This is a genomic window from Mycobacterium sp. 1465703.0 (genome assembly GCF_001672975.1).
GTDB lineage: Bacteria > Actinomycetota > Actinomycetes > Mycobacteriales > Mycobacteriaceae > Mycobacterium.
Genome location: NZ_LZKU01000237.1, coordinates 1 through 17,160 on the forward strand (window position 1 = coordinate 1; position 17,160 = coordinate 17,160).

At 68.2% G+C, this 17,160-nt stretch carries 17 protein-coding genes and 1 pseudogene; 13 read left to right on the forward strand and 5 right to left on the reverse strand.

Annotated elements, in window-relative coordinates; translation table 11 throughout:
- Nucleotides 1-66: 66 nt before the first annotated feature.
- Nucleotides 67-333: pseudogene (locus A5625_RS22100) on the reverse strand (hypothetical protein); the annotation flags it as partial.
- Between the two features lie 226 nt (nt 334-559).
- Between A5625_RS22100 and rimP the strand changes: the two are divergent.
- From rimP to A5625_RS22130, 6 genes are all read left to right on the forward strand, one after another.
- Nucleotides 560-1,093: a ribosome maturation factor RimP gene (gene rimP, locus A5625_RS22105; RefSeq protein ID WP_066999015.1), complete on the forward strand. Its 534-nt coding sequence runs from the start codon at nt 560-562 to the stop codon at nt 1,091-1,093.
- 73 nt (nt 1,094-1,166) lie between these two features.
- Complete coding sequence (nusA, locus tag A5625_RS22110) at nt 1,167-2,222, forward strand: transcription termination factor NusA (RefSeq protein WP_066999019.1); 1,056 nt, start codon at nt 1,167-1,169, stop codon at nt 2,220-2,222.
- A 164-nt stretch (nt 2,223-2,386) separates the two neighbouring features.
- Complete coding sequence (locus A5625_RS22115; protein WP_066999056.1) at nt 2,387-2,662, forward strand: YlxR family protein; 276 nt, start codon at nt 2,387-2,389, stop codon at nt 2,660-2,662.
- A gap of 75 nt (nt 2,663-2,737) precedes the next feature.
- Entirely contained in the window at nt 2,738-5,518 is a 2,781-nt protein-coding gene (infB, locus tag A5625_RS22120; protein WP_066999022.1) for a translation initiation factor IF-2, read from the forward strand.
- Nucleotides 5,518-6,006: a 30S ribosome-binding factor RbfA gene (gene rbfA / locus A5625_RS22125; RefSeq protein WP_066999025.1), complete on the forward strand. Its 489-nt coding sequence runs from the start codon at nt 5,518-5,520 to the stop codon at nt 6,004-6,006. Before infB ends, rbfA begins: the two co-directional genes overlap by 1 nt.
- The gene (locus A5625_RS22130) at nt 5,981-6,988 is read left to right on the forward strand and encodes a bifunctional oligoribonuclease/PAP phosphatase NrnA (RefSeq protein WP_156748457.1); all 1,008 of its coding nucleotides are present in this window, start codon (nt 5,981-5,983) and stop codon (nt 6,986-6,988) included. Before rbfA ends, A5625_RS22130 begins: the two co-directional genes overlap by 26 nt.
- Nucleotides 6,989-7,001: 13 nt before the next feature.
- On the opposite strand, the gene A5625_RS22135 is transcribed toward A5625_RS22130, so the two are convergent.
- Together A5625_RS22135 and A5625_RS22140 are read right to left on the reverse strand one after the other, a co-directional pair.
- Nucleotides 7,002-7,583 carry a hypothetical protein gene (locus A5625_RS22135; protein WP_066999028.1) on the reverse strand — a complete coding sequence of 194 codons (582 nt, stop codon included), beginning with the start codon at nt 7,581-7,583 and terminating at the stop codon, nt 7,002-7,004.
- A gap of 58 nt (nt 7,584-7,641) precedes the next feature.
- On the reverse strand, nt 7,642-8,391 hold the full coding sequence (locus A5625_RS22140) for an enoyl-CoA hydratase (RefSeq protein ID WP_066999031.1): 750 nt from the start codon (nt 8,389-8,391) through the stop codon (nt 7,642-7,644).
- 90 nt (nt 8,392-8,481) lie between these two features.
- Here A5625_RS22140 and A5625_RS22145 point away from each other — a divergent pair, with 90 nt between their 5' ends.
- Together A5625_RS22145 and A5625_RS22150 are read left to right on the forward strand one after the other, a co-directional pair.
- Nucleotides 8,482-8,751, forward strand: a complete 270-nt coding sequence (locus A5625_RS22145) for a DUF2277 family protein (RefSeq protein WP_066999063.1) — start codon at nt 8,482-8,484, stop codon at nt 8,749-8,751.
- Nucleotides 8,748-9,308: a DUF1802 family protein gene (locus tag A5625_RS22150; RefSeq protein ID WP_066999034.1), complete on the forward strand. Its 561-nt coding sequence runs from the start codon at nt 8,748-8,750 to the stop codon at nt 9,306-9,308. Before A5625_RS22145 ends, A5625_RS22150 begins: the two co-directional genes overlap by 4 nt.
- Here A5625_RS22150 and A5625_RS22155 read toward each other — a convergent pair.
- Nucleotides 9,267-10,985, reverse strand: coding sequence for a CocE/NonD family hydrolase (locus A5625_RS22155; RefSeq protein WP_066999037.1), 1,719 nt, complete (start codon nt 10,983-10,985; stop codon nt 9,267-9,269). The genes A5625_RS22150 and A5625_RS22155 overlap by 42 nt on opposite strands.
- 52 nt (nt 10,986-11,037) lie before the next feature.
- Nucleotides 11,038-11,625, reverse strand: a complete 588-nt coding sequence (locus A5625_RS22160) for a DUF3558 domain-containing protein (RefSeq protein ID WP_066999066.1) — start codon at nt 11,623-11,625, stop codon at nt 11,038-11,040.
- Nucleotides 11,626-11,784: 159 nt separating this feature from the next.
- On the opposite strand from A5625_RS22160, the gene A5625_RS22165 reads away from it, so the two are divergent.
- The 5 genes from A5625_RS22165 (at nt 11,785) to A5625_RS22185 (ending at nt 16,997) form a co-directional block, all read left to right on the forward strand.
- Nucleotides 11,785-12,762 carry a metallophosphoesterase gene (locus A5625_RS22165; RefSeq protein ID WP_066999041.1) on the forward strand — a complete coding sequence of 326 codons (978 nt, stop codon included), beginning with the start codon at nt 11,785-11,787 and terminating at the stop codon, nt 12,760-12,762.
- Complete coding sequence (locus tag A5625_RS22170; RefSeq protein WP_066999044.1) at nt 12,759-13,439, forward strand: 4'-phosphopantetheinyl transferase; 681 nt, start codon at nt 12,759-12,761, stop codon at nt 13,437-13,439. Before A5625_RS22165 ends, A5625_RS22170 begins: the two co-directional genes overlap by 4 nt.
- Entirely contained in the window at nt 13,436-14,344 is a 909-nt protein-coding gene (gene truB, locus A5625_RS22175; RefSeq protein WP_066999047.1) for a tRNA pseudouridine(55) synthase TruB, read from the forward strand. Before A5625_RS22170 ends, truB begins: the two co-directional genes overlap by 4 nt.
- A 171-nt stretch (nt 14,345-14,515) precedes the next feature.
- Nucleotides 14,516-15,718, forward strand: a complete 1,203-nt coding sequence (locus tag A5625_RS22180) for a lipid-transfer protein (protein ID WP_066999050.1) — start codon at nt 14,516-14,518, stop codon at nt 15,716-15,718.
- Nucleotides 15,719-15,725: 7 nt separating this feature from the next.
- Entirely contained in the window at nt 15,726-16,997 is a 1,272-nt protein-coding gene (locus A5625_RS22185) for an acyl-CoA dehydrogenase family protein (RefSeq protein ID WP_066999053.1), read from the forward strand.
- The last annotated feature ends 163 nt before the right edge of the window (nt 16,998-17,160 follow it).

A 17,160-nucleotide genomic window follows, 5' to 3' on the forward strand; every position in this document is an offset into this window, starting at 1 on the left:
TGGCAAGTCCGCGCCCAAATCACCGCCCGTCGAGCAACTGCTGGGGCCCTTGGATCAGGCCCGCAAGGACAGCGCGCGGGCATGTGCGGCGCGTTGGTTCGCCACCACCGCCAGCGCGGCAGCCACCTGAGGAGGATTCCCGATGGCCGCGGCGGCGGCACCCGCCAGCGCGCTGTCCTTGCGGGCCTGATCCAAGGGCCCCAGCAGTTGCTCGACGGGCGGTGATTTGGGCGCGGACTTGCCACAGGCGGACACCACCGCCCCAAGCGCAGCCAAAGCCACGCCACCGGCGAGGACATCTCGCCTGTTGACGAAGGGAACTGCGCTAGGCACAAGAACATCCTGCCATCGGCGAAGGCGGGCAAGATGCCAGGACGCGATCACGGCGGCATCGGCGTTTCCTGGCGTATCGTGGATAGCTGGTTCTCGCGAAGGGCAACCACTGGCAGTTGCTGCTGGCGCGCCTGTTCCTCCGCCGGGGCACCGGAAGTCGCCTGCGAAGCCATCGGGGCGCCGACATCCGCCAGATGACCGGACAACTCAAGATGAGGAGCTCGCCGTGACCACCGGGCTACCGTCGCAGACGCAGGTGATCGAGCTACTCGGCGGAGAGTTTGCGCGCGCCGGATACGAAATCGAAGACGTGGTCATCGACGCCCGGACCCGCCCGCCGCGAATCATGGTGATCGCCGATGGCGACAACGGCCTCGACCTGGACACCGCGGCCACGCTGTCCCGTTCGGCGTCGACCCTGCTCGACAGCTTGGACAGCATTGAGGACCAGTACGTGCTCGAGGTCAGTTCTCCCGGCGTTGACCGCCCCTTGACCAGCGCGAAGCACTTCCGCCGCGCCCGCGGCCGCAAGGTCGACGTTGTCCTCTCCGATGGATCGAAGCTGACCGGCCGCGTGGGTGAGACGAACGACGACTCGGTCGCCCTGGTGGTGCGAGCGGGCCGGGAGTGGGCGGTCCGCGAGATCTCACTCGGCGACATCGTCAAAGCCGTTGTCCAGGTGGAGTTTTCGCCCCCTAACCAAGCAGAGCTGGAACTGGCGAGTAGGGGTCAGGCCCGGAGGACGGAGACCGGAGCATGAACTACGCCAGCGACGATGCAGCGGGGGCAGCTCCCGCTTGCGGGGGACGTAGCGATGAGGAGGAGCGGCGCTGATGAACATCGACATGGCCGCACTGCACGCGATCGAGGTGGACCGGGGCATCTCGGTCAACGAGCTGCTCGAGACGATCAAATCGGCGTTGCTCACCGCCTACCGGCACACCGAGGGTCACCAGAACGACGCGCGTATCGAGATCGACCGCAAGACAGGCGTGGTGCGGGTGATAGCCCGGGAGACCGACGAGGACGACAACGTCATCAGTGAATGGGACGACACGCCCGAGGGTTTTGGCCGCATCGCCGCCACCACCGCACGTCAGGTCATGCTGCAGCGCTTCCGGGACGCCGAAAACGAGCGGACCTACGGCGAATTCTCCACCCGCGAGGGCGAGATCGTCGCGGGCGTGATCCAGCGTGACAGCCGGGCCAACGCGCGCGGCCTGGTCGTGGTCCGGATGGGCACCGAGACGAAGGCCTCGGAGGGGGTCATCCCGGCCGCCGAGCAGGTGCCGGGGGAAAGCTACGAACACGGCAACCGGGTGCGGTGCTACGTGATCGGGGTGACCCGCGGGGCGCGGGAGCCGCTGATCACCCTGTCGCGAACCCACCCCAATCTGGTCCGCAAGCTGTTCTCCCTGGAAGTCCCCGAAATCGCCGACGGGTCGGTCGAGATCGTGGCGGTGGCCCGCGAGGCCGGACATCGCTCCAAGATCGCGGTGAAGTCGAACCTGCCCGGCCTGAACGCCAAAGGTGCCTGCATCGGCCCGATGGGGCAGCGGGTGCGCAACGTGATGAGCGAACTGTCAGGCGAGAAGATCGACATCATCGACTACGACGAGGACCCCGCCCGCTTCGTCGCCAACGCGTTGTCACCGGCGAAGGTGGTGTCGGTGTCCATCATCGACCAGGCCGCCCGCGCCGCTCGCGTGGTGGTGCCCGACTTCCAGTTGTCGCTGGCCATCGGCAAAGAGGGCCAGAACGCGCGGCTGGCCGCCCGGCTCACCGGGTGGCGCATCGACATCCGCGGGGACTCTCCTACCAGTTCCGGAGGGCATTCGGAGAGCCAGTCCGACCACAGTGCCACCCACGGAATGGCCCACGACCGCTAGCGGTCCGCCGGTGCGTGCCGGCACATCCTCGGGTGGTTCTGACCATCGATTCGGTGACGCTAGACTGAGCCGTGATCCAGCGCGAACTTTCGGCTCACGAAACGACGTCGCACCGTCATGCGGGTGGACCCGTACGGACATGCGTCGGGTGCCGGAAGCGAGAGTTGGCCGTCAAGCTGCTTCGAGTGGTGGCTGTGCCGAACGAGAACGACGAAATCGCCGTGATCGTCGACACAGGCAATAGTCTGCCGGGGCGGGGTGCATGGCTGCATCCCGAGCCGCAGTGCGCGCAACAGGCAATCCGGCGGCGGGCTTTCACCAGAGCGCTGCGCATCACCGGTTCACCGGACACCTCCGCGGTGGTCGAGCACATAGAGTTCCTCAATGCGCCCGAGCGCCCGGCAACAGAACAGGTAGCAAAGAACATGAGCACACCGTGAAGTCCCGATGACAATGCGTCATAGCTAAACCCGAGGCGCGGCCCCACGACTGTCGCCTCATAGACAGGAGATGTAGTGGCAGGTAAGGCCCGCGTACACGAGTTGGCTAAGGAACTCGGTGTTACCAGCAAGGAAGTCCTCGCCCGACTGAATGACCAGGGCGAATTCGTTAAATCCGCGTCGTCGACGGTAGAAGCACCGGTGGCTCGCCGGCTGCGCGAGTCCTTCGGTGGCGGCAAGACCGCCGCGCAGAAGGCCCCCGCGAAAGCCAGTGCGCAAGGAGGGGCCAAGGCGCCCGCGGCCAAGGCCCCCGACAAATCGCTCGACAAAGCCCTCGACAACGCCATCGGCAGCGCGGGTGGCAACGGCGAAGCGACGGCGACGCCGGCCAAGCCCGCCGGTGCGGCGCCTCCGGCCGCCGCGCAGGCCGCCGAGGCGCCGGCTCGTCCGGGCCCGGTTCCGGGACGGCCGTCCGCGCCCGCTCCCGGGCAGCCGAAGGCACCCGCCCCCGGACAGCCGCCAGGCCAGGCGCCCCGCCCCGGCATGACGCCGGGCCCGCGTCCAGGTCCGATGCCCAAGCCCCGCGCCCCGCGCGTCGGCAACAACCCGTTCTCGTCGGCGCAACCCGTCGACCGGCCCATTCCGCGTCCCCAGGCGCCCCGGCCGGGAGCGCCCCGTCCGGGCGCGCCGCGGCCCGGCGGCGCTTCGCCGGGCAACATGCCACCCCGGCCTGCGGGTGCAGGCGGACCGGGCCGCCCGGCCCGGCCCGGCGCCCCGCGGCCGGGCGGCGGCCGTCCCGGTGGCCCCGGCGGTCGTGACGGAGGCGGCGGCAACTACCGCGGCGGTGGCGGTGGAGTCGGCGCCCCACCCGGAGGCGGCGGCGGCGGCGGTTTCCGCGGCCGTCCTGGTGGCGGCGGCCGTCCCGGCCAGCGCGGTGGTGCCGCCGGCGCGTTCGGCCGTCCCGGCGGTGCGCCGCGACGGGGCCGCAAGTCGAAGCGGGCCAAACGCGCCGAATACGAGAACATGCAGGCGCCCGTCGTCGGTGGTGTGCGGTTGCCGCACGGCAACGGCGAGACGATCCGGCTGGCCCGCGGCGCGTCGCTGAGCGACTTCGCCGACAAGATCAACGCCAACCCGGCCTCGCTGGTGCAGGCACTGTTCAACCTCGGTGAGATGGTCACAGCCACCCAGTCGGTCGGCGACGAGACGCTCGAACTGCTGGGCAGCGAGATGAACTACGTCGTCCAGGTCGTCAGCCCCGAGGACGAGGACCGCGAGTTGCTCGAGTCGTTCGACCTCAGCTACGGCGAGGACGAAGGCGGCGAGGAAGACCTGCAGACCCGGCCGCCGGTGGTGACCGTGATGGGTCACGTCGACCACGGTAAAACCCGACTGCTGGACACCATCCGGAATGCCAGCGTCCGCGAGGCCGAGGCGGGTGGCATCACCCAGCACATCGGTGCCTATCAGGTTGCCGTCGAGCACGATGGTGAAGAACGGCCGATCACCTTCATCGACACCCCGGGTCACGAGGCGTTTACCGCCATGCGTGCCCGCGGTGCCAAGGCCACCGACATCGCCATCCTGGTGGTCGCCGCCGACGACGGCGTGATGCCGCAGACGGTCGAGGCGATCAACCACGCGCAGGCGGCCGACGTGCCGATTGTGGTGGCGGTCAACAAGATTGACGTCGAGGGTGCCGACCCGGCCAAGATCCGCGGTCAGCTCACCGAATACGGTCTGGTCGCCGAGGATTTCGGTGGCGACACGATGTTCGTCGACATCTCAGCCAAGCAGGGCACCAACATCGAGCAGCTGCTCGAGGCGGTGCTGCTGACCGCCGACGCCGCCCTGGACCTGCGGGCCAACCCCGACATGGAGGCTCAGGGTGTGGCGATCGAGGCGCACCTGGACCGTGGCCGCGGGCCGGTGGCAACCGTGCTGGTGCAGCGCGGCACGCTGCGCGTCGGCGACTCGGTGGTGGCCGGCGACGCCTACGGCCGCGTCCGCCGCATGGTCGACGAGCACGGTGACGACGTCGAAGAGGCGCTGCCGTCGCGACCGGTGCAGGTCATCGGGTTCACCTCGGTGCCCGGCGCCGGGGACAACCTGCTGGTCGTCGACGAGGACCGCATCGCCCGTCAGATCGCCGACAAGCGCAGCGCCCGCAAGCGCAACGCGCTGGCCGCGCGTTCCCGCAAGCGGATCAGCCTGGAGGACCTGGACTCGGCGCTGAAGGAAACCAGCCAGCTGAACCTGATCCTCAAGGGCGACAACGCCGGTACGGTCGAAGCGCTCGAGGAGGCCCTGATGGGCATCCAGATCGACGACGAGGTGGCGCTGCGCGTCATCGACCGCGGTGTCGGTGGCATCACCGAAACCAACGTCAACCTGGCGTCGGCCTCGGATGCGGTGATCATCGGCTTCAACGTGCGCGCCGAGGGCAAGGCCACCGAGCTGGCCAACCGCGAGGGTGTGGAGATCCGCTACTACTCGGTGATCTACCAGGCGATCGACGAGATCGAGAAGGCCCTGCGCGGCATGCTCAAGCCGATCTACGAGGAGAACCAGCTGGGTCGCGCCGAGATCCGGGCGATCTTCCGGTCCTCCAAGGTCGGCATCATCGCCGGTTGCATGATCACCAGCGGCGTCGTGCGCCGCAACGCCAAGGCACGGCTGCTGCGGGACAACATCGTGGTCACCGACAACCTTTCGATCACCTCGCTGCGACGGGAGAAGGACGACGTGACCGAGGTCCGCGAGGGCTTCGAGTGCGGTATGACGCTGGGGTACTCCGACCTCAAGGAAGGCGACATCGTCGAGTCCTACGAGTTGGTCCAGAAGGAACGCACCTGATGGCCGACCCGGCTCGGGCGCGCCGTCTGGCCAAGCGAATCAACACCATCGTCGCCTCGGCGATCGAGTTCGAGATCAAGGACCCCGGGCTGGAGGGGGTCACCATCGTCGACGCGAAGGTGACCGCCGACCTGCACGATGCGACGGTGTTCTACACGGTGATGGGGCGCACGCTGGACGACGAGCCGGATTACGGGGCCGCCGCGGCCGCCCTGGAGCGCGCCAAGGGCGCGCTGCGCACTATGGTGGGGGCCGGCACAGGCGTGCGCTTCACACCGACTCTCACCTTCACCCGCGACACCACCTCGGACAGCGTGCAGCGGATGGACGAGTTGCTGGCGCAGGCCCGCGCCGCGGATGCGGATCTGGCGCGGGTTCGTTCGGGCGCCAAACCGGCTGGGGAGGCCGATCCATACCGGGAGAGCGGATCGGGCGTGGAGCCCGGCCTGGACGGGAGTATCGGTGACGACGACCAACACGAACACTGACCTGGACGGCCCCCGGCTGGGGGCACGCGTCGACGCCGCGGGCGCGGTCGATCTGCTGTCGGACGCCGCCTCTGTCGCGGTGATCGCGCACGTGCACCCCGACGCCGACACCATCGGCGCCGGGCTGGCCCTGGCGTTGGTGCTGGACAAGTGCGGCAAGCGGGTCGAGGTCAGTTTCGCCGAGCCGGCAAGGCTGCCGGAGTCGCTGGCGTCGCTGCCCGGCCGCTGGCTGCTGGTCGCTCCGGACGAGATGCGTCGCGACGTCGATCTGGTTGTCACCGTTGACGTTCCGAGCGTCAAGCGGCTGGGCGCGTTGAGCGACTTGGCCGTTGCGGCCCAAGAGGTGCTGGTCATCGACCACCACGCCTCCAACGACATCTTCGGCACCGCCAATCTGGTTGATGTGTCTGCCGATTCGACCACGATGCTGATCGCCGACATTCTCGACGCCTGGGGCAAGCCCATTGATCCCGACGTCGCGCACTGCATTTACGCCGGTCTGACGACCGACACCGGTTCGTTCCGCTGGGCCAGCGCGCGCGCTCTGCGGCTGGCCGCCCGGTTGGTCGATGCCGGCGTGGACAACGCCGCGATCAGCCGAACCCTGATGGACACCCATCCGTTCGGCTGGCTGCCGCTGCTGTCGCGGGTGCTGGCCTCGGCCCAGCTGCTGCCGGACGCCGCGGGCGGTCGCGGACTGGTGTATGCCGTTGTCCGCCACCAGGATTGGATCAGTTCACGCCCGGAGGAAGTCGAAAGCATCGTCGACATCGTCCGGACCACGCAACAGGCCGAGGTGGCCGCGGTCTTCAAGGAGATCGCGCCGCAGCAGTGGTCGGTGTCGATGCGGGCCAAGGCCGCGGTGGACCTGGCGGCGGTCGCGTCCGGGTTCGGCGGCGGCGGGCACCGGCTGGCGGCCGGCTACTCGACCATCGGCTCGATCGGCGACGCGGTGGCATCGCTGCGCACAGCGCTGGACTAGCACGGCCTTTGGACTAGAACGCCCAGCTTCCCGAGCGCTGCACGACGAATCCGTGATCGCCGCTGGTGGTGTCCAGGCACGCCACGAGGTTGTCGGCTCCCACCGCACAGGTGACATTGAGGTAGGTCAACTTCTGGCCCGACCCCAGCGCTTTGCCGCCGGCGGGCAGCGGGGCCGGGTTGCCGTCACATCCGCCGTACGACATGCGGCTCAGCTGATAGCCGGGTCCTTTGAAGTCCACCGAGCCCACGACGCAATCGCCGGGGCGCGGGCGACCGCCGGGGAAGGGCACGTCGTCCATACCGAGCATGTCGCCCTTGCACTTGATGTCCTGCGACGGCTGCGGCACCGGCGGCGGCCCGCCGTAGAAGTCGCAGACCAGGGCTGAGCCGGACGAGAAACTGACCCGCGGCGTGCCACCCGGCGCACCGCCGCCCAGGTAGCCGTCGGCCGGGACGGCGGTGAAGGTATCGAGATTCGGAAATCCCGGTGGCGGCAGCGCGGCCGCGGGCGACGCGCACACCGCGATGGCCGCCGCGGCGACCAGCATCAGGCCGCCGAGCATCCGCAGGGTGACACCGACGACGGCCCGCATTAGCTGATCGTATGGGGTCGGCCGAATCGGCGTGGCCGGATCGGCGCAGTCAACCCGGTCAACGCACCTGCGAGCGTCCGCGCTGCAGCACGGCCTCCCGGTTGGCAGCGATGTCGTCGCCGCTGGTCCGGAATTGCCGGGCGGCGGCCGCCTCCTGCCACAGCCCCGCGCTGGTCTGTGCGTCGTCGATGCGGTGATAGGACGCCAGCAACGCTCGCACGGCGTCCTGGTTGTTGCCGACGATGGACGCCGCCACTGCCCGCGCGGTGCTCAGCAGCTGATCGTGCGGCACCACCTCGGTCACCAGGCCGGCGCGCAGCGCGTCGGCGGCCGACAGGTAGTCCCCGGTCATGCTCATCCGCCGGGCCAGGCCGATTCCCACCTTCTGCGGCAACCGCACGCTCAGACCCCAGGTGGGCAGCAGGCCCACCCGGGCGTGTGTGTCGGCGAACCGGGCGTTCTCCGAGGCGATCAGGATGTCGCAGTACAGCGCCAGCTCCAGGCCGCCGGTCACCGCGGCACCGTTGATCGCGCCGATCACCGGCTTGGTCAGCGCTGGCCAGCGCGGCGAGATGTCCGGAAGCGCCGAGGAGCCGCCCAGCTCCTTGAGATCCAGTCCCGCGCAGAACACCGGGTCGGCGCCGGTGACGATGATGACGTCGACATCGTCGTCGGTTTCGGCGTCGGCCAGTGCCCCGAAGAAGCGGTCCCGCAAAACCGAGGACAGCGCGTTGCGCGATTGGGGGCGGTTGAGGGTCAGGGTGCGCACTCGCTCGTTGGTGTCGACCAGCAGGATCTCGTCCGTCATGACATCACCGTAGCCAGTCGCTTCGCACGGCCGGTTGGCCGCCTTACCGCCAGCAGGCGGCGCCGCCGAGCGGCGCTTATCGTGGAAAAGATGTGCCGAAACATTACCGAGCTGCGCGGCCTGCAGCCCGCGGCCACCGCCGAGGAAATCGCGGCGGCGGCCCGCCAGTATGTGCGCAAGGTCAGCGGCATCACCCACCCCTCCGCGGTCAACGCGGAAGCGTTCGAGGCGGCGGTTGCCGAGGTCACCGAGGCGACGACGCGGTTGCTGGGACAGTTATCGCCGCGGCGTCAGCCACCCAAGACGGTCCCGCCGCTTCGCCGGCCCGAGGTGATGGCGCGGATGGCAGGAGCGAAATGACGGTCATCACAACGGTGCCCGCGCTCAAGGAATGGAGCGCCGCGGTGCGCGCGCTGCTCGACGGCAGGCAGCGGGTGCTGCTGCGCAAGGGCGGCATCGGGGAGAAGCGATTCGAACTGGCGGCCAGCGAATTCCTGTTGTTCCCGACCGTCGCGCACAGCCACGCGCAGCGGGTGCGACCTGAGCATCAAGACTTGCTGACACCCGCGGCCGCCGACAGCACCGAGGCCGAGTTGGTGATCCGGGCTGCCGCGAAAGTCGTTGCGGCAGTTGAGGTTGAGCGGCCAGACGGCCTGCCGGCCATCGAGGACTTGCACATCTGGACGGCCGAGTCGGTGCGCGCCGACCGGCTCGACTTTCGCCCCAAGCACAAACTGGCTGTGCTGGTGGTGTCGGTGATTCCGCTGGCGGAGCCGGTGCGTCTGATCCGGACTGCGGAGTATGGCGGCTGCAAGAGCTGGGTGGAGCTGCCGGTGCACGCGCCGCTGGCCGCGCCGGTGCACGACGACAGCGCGCTAGCCGCGGTCGCTGCCCGGGTCCGCGACGCCGTCGGCTGACAACTCGGCCGGGCCGACCGGCAACAGCAGCCGGGAGCGGCCATAGCGCACGCGGTGGGTGACCGCCTTCGGCTGCCGGCCGGTCAGCACCGGTTCGCCGGAGCCCAGGTTGTGCGCGTAGCGCGGCGACCAGCTGCCGGCGATCAGTACCCGGACGCGGGAGCCGGCCCGGAAGCGGTGGGCCGTGCCGTCCAAGTCGAGGCGAACGGTCTTCTCCGACTTCGGCTTTGCCGCGGATTCGAGCCGGCGGTACCCCTCGCTGACGTTGCGCGATCGGCCTTTGGCGTCGACCTCGCTCACCCGCACGAACAGGTCGGCGTGCGGACTGTCCGCGCTGTGGGCGAGTTCGAGGATCGGACTGCCGTAGACGTACAGGTCCTCGGTGAGCGTCGCGCTGGTGAAGGCCAGCACGTCGGCACGCGCCGCGAGCCGGCTGTCGTTGCGGTAACCGCCGTTCGGCGACAGCAACGGGCCACCGGTAGTGGGAGTCGGGTCGGCCGGGTCGTATCGGAATGTGGCCGGGGCCAAGCCCTTCAGAGCCGGCGCGGTCTCGCCGAGGTAGCCACCGGGCCGCAGGTACAGTGCGCGTTCGGTGGTGGCGGGCGGCCAATCGGGCAGGCCGCGCCAGCCCGCGCCGGTGACGTAGGCACGGACCCGGTTGGGTCGGCGCGCCGTGGGTGCACCGCCCAGATGGGTGCCCAGCCAATCGAATGACTCCTGTGTCCAGGTGAAAAGCCCGGTGGTGAGCAACTGGGTGTGCGTCCACGGCCCGACGGTGAGCGCGACGTCGACACCGCGGCCGCGCAGATGCGCGTACTGCTGCAGCGTCTGCCCGATGAAGATGTCTTGCCAGCCGCCCATCAACAGCACCGGAACCTGCACCTGGTCCAGAGCCTCGCTGCACCGCAACCTGTTCCAGAACGCGTCGTTCGGGTCGCGGTGTTCTACCCAGGATTCGAACCACGGTGCACCTGTACCGAGCAGCGCCCGCGCGGCCTCGCCCAGCGGCACCCCGGCCGCGGCCTGGGCCACTTTTCGGTGGCCCTGCACGTGGCGCAGGGCGGTCCGAACACGCACCGGATCCTCCTGGTGCGCCATCATGTCGCTCCAGCCCAGAAAGTCATTGACCGCGAATGTGCCGGTGCCCCAAGTCGATTCGTGGAAATCGTGCGGGGCCGTCATGATGACCGCGGTGGCCAGTTCCGGCGGGGGGTCTTGTAACAGGGCCCACTGGGTGAAACCCAGGTACGACCATCCTATGGTCGCGAAGCGGCCGGCGAACCACGGCTGAGCGCGTAGCCAGTCGACGGTGTCGGCGCCGTCGGCAATCTCGTGGGCCATCGGCTCGAAGACCCCGCCCGAGCCGAACGTCCCGCGAACGCTTTGCAGCACAACGTGATAGCCGTGCCCCGCATATACCGCGCCGAATAGCAGCGAGTACGGAAACATGCGCCCGTAGGGGCCGCGGACCAACAACGTACCGAGCGCCGAGGCGGTGGTCGGCGCGTAATGGTCGGCTACCAGCTGCACCCCGTCGCGCATCGGCACCCGGACGCGCTCCACGGTGTAGTCGGTGATCGCGGGCCCCAGACCGAGCAGCCGGCCGACGGCCTTGCCGCTCAGGTGGCGCAGGGCGTGCGTGGCCGGGAGCGCTGGCCGAACCGAGGTGGTACTCACGGTCCCCACATTAAGACCCGGTCAGCCCGCGGCCGCGCAACGCGGCTGAACTTCAGAACTTGTAATACGGCGCGAGGTCGTTGGCGCGCTGCAGGTTGGTCTGCATGCAGTCGACCTCGGGATTGGAGTAAACCGTCGAGTAGTACAGCGCCTGCTGCAGCACCCCATAGCTGGTCTTGAACACGACCATGCAGGAGTAGTACCAGTAGCTGTTGTGGTACGTCGGCTTGAGCACCCAATACTGCGCGGCGCGGTGACCCGCGATCGTCGTCTCGACGGCGTCGGCCGGTAGCGACTGCTCGTAGGTGCGCCAGATGATCGGTTCCACGGCCACCTGATAGTTCCCCGCGTCGAAGTGGCAGCGCAGCCCGTCTTCGTGTTCTGGTGGGGTGAAGCCCAGCCCGAGCCCCTGGATGACGTCGAACGGGATGTCCTCGCACGCATCGAACGGGCGCGGATCGGTGGTCGCCACGATCGGGCTCTTCATGGTGGTTTCCATCGGCTGGGCCGTCGAGCGCAGCTCGACGGCCCGATCGCCGCCACCCGGCGCGGCCGGGGCGGTCAACAAGCCCACTGTGCCCCCGATGGCCGCTGTGAGCAGCGCACCCAGCGCCCCCATCAGACGAACATTGGCGAACACCACACCCCCTGACGCCTCAGCGGTCCTTTCGGGGGAGTGTACAAGTCCCGCGCGCGGCGTCACAGACAAACCTGAACCTGTTCCAGCTCGCCCGGTCACGGTCCGAAATGACGCCCGCGACAGCGGGTTGCCCGGTTCGAGTCGTTAGGGTGGTTATTCGTGGCCGGACATACTTCGGGGCAGGAAGCGAGCAACGGTGGGCAACCGACACTGTGGGCGGTGTCCGACCTGCACACGGGCCACGTCGGGAACAAGCCGGTCACCGAATCGCTGCATCCCTCGTCACCGGACGACTGGCTGATCGTCGCCGGCGATGTCGCCGAACGCACCGACGACATTCGTTGGTCCCTTGACCTGCTGCGACGCCGGTTCGCCAAGGTAATCTGGGTGCCCGGCAACCACGAGTTGTGGACGACCAACCGCGACCCGGTGCAGGTCTTCGGCAAAGCGCGCTACGAGTACCTGGTCAACATGTGCGACGAGATGGGTGTGGTCACGCCCGAGCACCCGTTCCCGGTCTGGACCGAGCGCGGTGGCCCGGCCACGATCGTGCCGATGTTTCTGCTCTACGACTACAGCTTCTTGCCCGAGGGGGCGACGAGCAAAGCCGAAGGCCTGACCATCGCGCGCGAGCACAACGTGGTGGCAACCGACGAGTTCCTGCTCTCCTCGGAGCCCTACCCCACGCGTGAAGCGTGGTGTCGTGAGCGCCTGGACATCACCCGTGCCCGTCTCGAACAGCTGGACTGGATGACGCCGACCGTTCTGGTGAACCACTTCCCGTTGGTCCGCGACCCCTGCGAGGCGCTGTTCTACCCGGAGTTCTCGCTGTGGTGCGGGACCACCAAGACCGCCGACTGGCACACCCGCTACAACGCCATCTGTTCGGTCTACGGTCACCTGCACATCCCGCGGACCACGTGGTATGACGACGTGCGCTTCGAAGAAGTGTCGGTGGGCTATCCGCGAGAGTGGCGGCGGCGCAAGCCGCCCAGCTGGCTGCGCCAGGTGCTGCCGGATCCGCAGTACGCGCCGGGCGACCTCAACGACTTCGGTGGCCACTTCGAAATCACTCCCGAGATGCGGCAGCAGGCCACGCAGTTCCGGGAACGGTTGCGGCAGCGGCAATCACGATGACGGGGGAGACGCTGCTTTCGTCGGTGCTACCGGTATTGGATGGCTTGGCCTACTCGGAGGTGTATGCCGACCCGCCCGGTCTCGCCCCGCTGCCCGAAGAGGAGCCGCTGATCGCCAAGTCGGTGGCCAAGCGGCGCAACGAGTTCATCACCGTCCGGCACTGCGCCCGGATCGCGCTGGGCGAGCTCGGCCTGCCGCCGGTGCCGATCCTCAAGGGCGAGAAGGGGGAACCCTGCTGGCCCGACGGCGTGGTGGGCAGCCTCACCCACTGCACGGGCTATCGCGGTGCGGTGGTGGGGCGCACCGACGCGGTGCGCTCGGTAGGCATCGACGCCGAACCGCATGACGTGTTGCCGGACGGGGTGCTGAACGCGATCAGCTTGCCGGCCGAACGCACCGAGATCCCCGCAAGCCTGTCGGGGGACCTGCATTGGGATCGAATCCTGTTCTGCGCCAAGGAGGCAACGTACAAGGCCTGGTTCCCGCTGACCAAAAGATGGCTGGGCTTCGAAGACGCCCACATCACGTTTGAGGCCGACGGTCCCGGGGCGACGACGGGCGGGTTCGTCTCGCGGATCCTGATCGATCCGGAAGCGCTGTCCGGTCCGCCGCTGACCGAGCTGCCGGGCCGTTGGTCGGTTGAGCGCGGGCTGGTGCTGACCGCCATCGTGCTATGAGCCAAAGCCCCGTCGGGCCCGGAATAGTTGTCGTCGACAAGCCGTCCGGGATGACCAGTCATGACGTGGTCGGGCGCTGCCGGCGGATCTTTTCCACCCGCCGGGTGGGGCATGCGGGGACGCTGGACCCGATGGCCACCGGCGTACTGGTGATCGGCGTCGAGCGGGCCACCAAGATCCTCGGCCTGTTGACGGCATCGTCGAAGTCGTATGCCGCCCGCATCCGCCTGGGCCAGAGCACATCCACCGACGACGCCGAAGGTGAACTGCTGCATAGCGTCTCGGCGCGGCAGCTGACGAACGAGGCGATCGAATCGGCGGTGAGCGCCCTGCGCGGCGACATCGAACAAGTGCCCTCGACGGTCAGCGCCATCAAGGTGGACGGCAAGCGTGCCTACCGGCTGGCGCGTGAGGGTCAGACCGTCGAGCTTAAGGCCCGGCCGGTGCGCATCGACCGATTCGAGGTGCGCGATATCCGATCCGGCGACGACGTCGTCGACCTTGACGTCGAGGTGGACTGCTCGTCGGGAACCTACATCCGTGCGCTGGCGCGCGATGTCGGCGCCGCCCTGGGGGTAGGCGGGCACCTGACGGCCTTGCGGCGCACCCGCGTCGGGCGCTTCGGGCTCGATCAGGCGTATCCGCTGGACGAACTGGCCCAGAGACCACGGCTCAGCTACAGCCTGGACGAGGCTTGCCTGCTGATCTTCCCCCGCCGCGACCTGTCCGCCGACGAAGCCGAGGCCACCGGCAATGGGCGGCCCCTGGAACCGGCCGGCATCGACGGCGTCTACGCCGCCTGTGACCCCGGCCGGCGGGTGATAGCGCTGCTGCGCGACGAAGGTTCGCGCACCAAGTCGGTGGTGGTGATCCGCCCGGCGACGATGCAGGACGGGACGTCCTGAGGAGGAGGCGGGCAATTCAGCCCCGCCCGGCGACGATGCGGGACGGGACGTCCTGAGGAGGAGGCGGGCAATTCAGCCCCGCCCGGCGACGCTCTAGGGGCTCCCGGCCGAGCGGTTGGTTGGGTTAGGTTACACACTGAAGTATCTAGGCGGCCTACGGAAGGGACGACGATGTCCACCAAAACGTCCAACAAGGTTTATGTCGTCGGCGTTGGCATGACGAAGTTCGAGAAGCCGGGTCGCCGCGAGGGCTGGGATTACCCCGACATGGCCCGGGAATCGGGAACCAATGCGCTGGCCGACGCCGGCATCGACTACCACGAGGTCGAGCAGGGCTACGTCGGCTACGTCGCCGGTGATTCGACGTCCGGCCAGCGGGCGCTCTACGAGCTGGGCATGACCGGCATCCCGGTCGTCAACGTCAACAACAACTGCTCCACCGGCTCGACCGCGCTGTTCCTGGCCGCGCAGGCCATCCGCGGCGGCATCGTCGACTGCGCGATCGCGCTCGGCTTCGAGAAGATGCAACCCGGTTCGCTGGGCGGCGGCGCCCAGGATCGCGAATCGCCGATGGGCAAGCACGTCAAGGCGATGGCCGCGATCGACGAGTTCGCGATGCCCGTCGCGCCGTGGATGTTCGGTGCCGCCGGACGCGAGCACATGAAGCAATACGGCACCACCGCAGAGCATTTCGCCAAGATCGGCTACAAGAACCACAAGCACTCGGTCAACAATCCGTTCGCCCAGTTCCAGGAGTCGTACACGCTCGACGACATCCTGGCGGCGCGGATGATCTCCGACCCGCTGACCAAGCTGCAGTGTTCGCCGACCTCGGACGGTTCGGGTGCGGCCATCCTGGCCTCGGAGAGCTTCGTCGACAGCCACGGGCTGGCCGGCCAGGCCGTGCAGATCGTCGGCCAGGCGATGACCACCGACTTCGCGTCGACGTTCGACGGCAGCGCGAAAAACCTCATCGGCTACGACATGAATGTGCAAGCCGCCCAACAGGTCTACGACCAATCCGGACTCGGGCCACAAGACTTCCAGGTGATCGAACTGCACGACTGCTTCTCGGCCAACGAGCTGTTGCTCTACGAGGCCCTCGGTCTGTGCGGGCCCGGTGAGGCGCCCAAGCTGATCGACAACAACGACACCACCTACGGCGGACGCTGGGTGGTCAATCCGTCCGGTGGCCTGATCTCCAAGGGGCACCCGCTGGGCGCGACCGGGCTGGCGCAGTGCGCGGAACTGACCTGGCAGCTGCGCGGCACCGCGGACAAGCGTCAGGTCGACAACGTCACCGCCGCGCTGCAACACAACATCGGGTTGGGCGGCGCCGCCGTCGTCACCGCCTATCAGCGCGCCGAGCGTTGAGGGTGCCATGATCGAGTGGTCCGAAACCGACCTGATGGTGCGGGATGCCGTTAGGCAGTTCGTCGACAAAGAAATTCGCCCGCATCTGGACGAATTGGAAACCGGCGAACTGTCGCCGTACCCGATCGCGCGCAAGCTGTTCAGCCAGTTCGGCCTCGACGCCATGGCCGCCGAGTCGGTCAAGAAGATGCTGGACCGCGAGCGGGCCAAGCTGGCCGGTACCCCGGCCGCTGACGACGAGAGCGACGAAAAGTCAAGTGAATCAAGCGGTTTCGGTGGCGGGGCACCAGGATCGATGATCGCGGTGCTGGTGTCCGAGATCGCCCGGGTCAGCATCGGGTTGCTCAGCACCGCGTCGGTCAGTCTCGGTCTGGGCGCGGCGACCATCATGAGCCGCGGGACGCTGGCCCAGAAGGAACGCTGGCTGCCCGAGCTGATGACGCTGGAAAAGATCGCGGCGTGGGCGATTACCGAGCCGGATTCCGGCTCGGACGCATTCGGCGGCATGAAGACCTACGTCAAGCGCGACGGCCAGGACTACATCCTCAACGGGCAGAAGACCTTCATCACCAACGGACCGTGCGCCGACGTGCTGGTCGTCTACGCCAAACTCGACGAGGGCGATGCGAGCCCGGACAAGCAAGACAAGCGCAGCCGCCCGGTGCTGGTCTTCGTGCTCGACGCCGGCATGCCGGGGCTGACGCAGGGCAAGCCGTTCAAGAAGATGGGCATGATGTCCTCGCCCACCGGCGAACTGTTCTTCGACAACGTGCGGCTCGGCCCGGACCGGCTGCTCGGCGAAAGTGAACGGCACACCGACGGCGACGGCCGCGACAGCGCCCGCGCCAACTTCGCCGCCGAGCGGATCGGGATTGCGATGATGGCGTTGGGCATCATCGACGAATGCCACCGGCTGTGCGTCGATTACGCCAAGAACCGGACGTTGTGGGGCCGCAACATCGGGCAATTCCAGCTGATTCAGCTCAAGCTGGCCAAGATGGAGATCGCCCGAATGAACGTGCAGAACATGGTGTTTCACACCATCGAGCGTCAGCAGACGGGTAAACCGCTGACACTGGCCGAAGCCTCAGCGATCAAGCTGTATTCGTCGGAAGCTGCCACCGAGGTGGCGATGGAGGCCGTCCAACTGTTCGGCGGCAACGGATACATGGCCGAGTACCGGGTGGAGCAGCTGGCCCGCGATGCCAAGTCGTTGATGATCTACGCGGGCAGCAACGAGGTGCAGGTCACCCACATCGCCAAGGGGCTGCTGAACTAGACCTTGTGCGCCGAGCGTGCACTCAGTGCGAAAAATCGGCGGAAATCTCGCCGTGAGTGCACGTTCGGTGCGAGGCGCCGGGCCGCCAGGTGCCGCGCCGTGCGCGAAAACATCAGGCCACCACCCAGATCGCCCGGGCGGCCGGGCTGCCCAGATCGACCGT

Bases quoted from the DNA above. Each gene is read 5' to 3' on its own strand.
- nusA (WP_066999019.1), top strand. From the start codon at position 1,167: ATGAACATCGACATGGCCGCACTGCACGCGATCGAGGTGGACCGGGGC.
- rbfA (WP_066999025.1), top strand. From the start codon at position 5,518: ATGGCCGACCCGGCTCGGGCGCGCCGTCTGGCCAAGCGAATCAACACC.
- A5625_RS22135 (WP_066999028.1), bottom strand. From the start codon at position 7,583: ATGCGGGCCGTCGTCGGTGTCACCCTGCGGATGCTCGGCGGCCTGATG.
- A5625_RS22140 (WP_066999031.1), bottom strand. From the start codon at position 8,391: ATGACGGACGAGATCCTGCTGGTCGACACCAACGAGCGAGTGCGCACC.
- A5625_RS22145 (WP_066999063.1), top strand. From the start codon at position 8,482: ATGTGCCGAAACATTACCGAGCTGCGCGGCCTGCAGCCCGCGGCCACC.
- A5625_RS22150 (WP_066999034.1), top strand. From the start codon at position 8,748: ATGACGGTCATCACAACGGTGCCCGCGCTCAAGGAATGGAGCGCCGCG.
- A5625_RS22170 (WP_066999044.1), top strand. From the start codon at position 12,759: ATGACGGGGGAGACGCTGCTTTCGTCGGTGCTACCGGTATTGGATGGC.
- truB (WP_066999047.1), top strand. From the start codon at position 13,436: ATGAGCCAAAGCCCCGTCGGGCCCGGAATAGTTGTCGTCGACAAGCCG.
- A5625_RS22180 (WP_066999050.1), top strand. From the start codon at position 14,516: ATGTCCACCAAAACGTCCAACAAGGTTTATGTCGTCGGCGTTGGCATG.
- A5625_RS22185 (WP_066999053.1), top strand. From the start codon at position 15,726: ATGATCGAGTGGTCCGAAACCGACCTGATGGTGCGGGATGCCGTTAGG.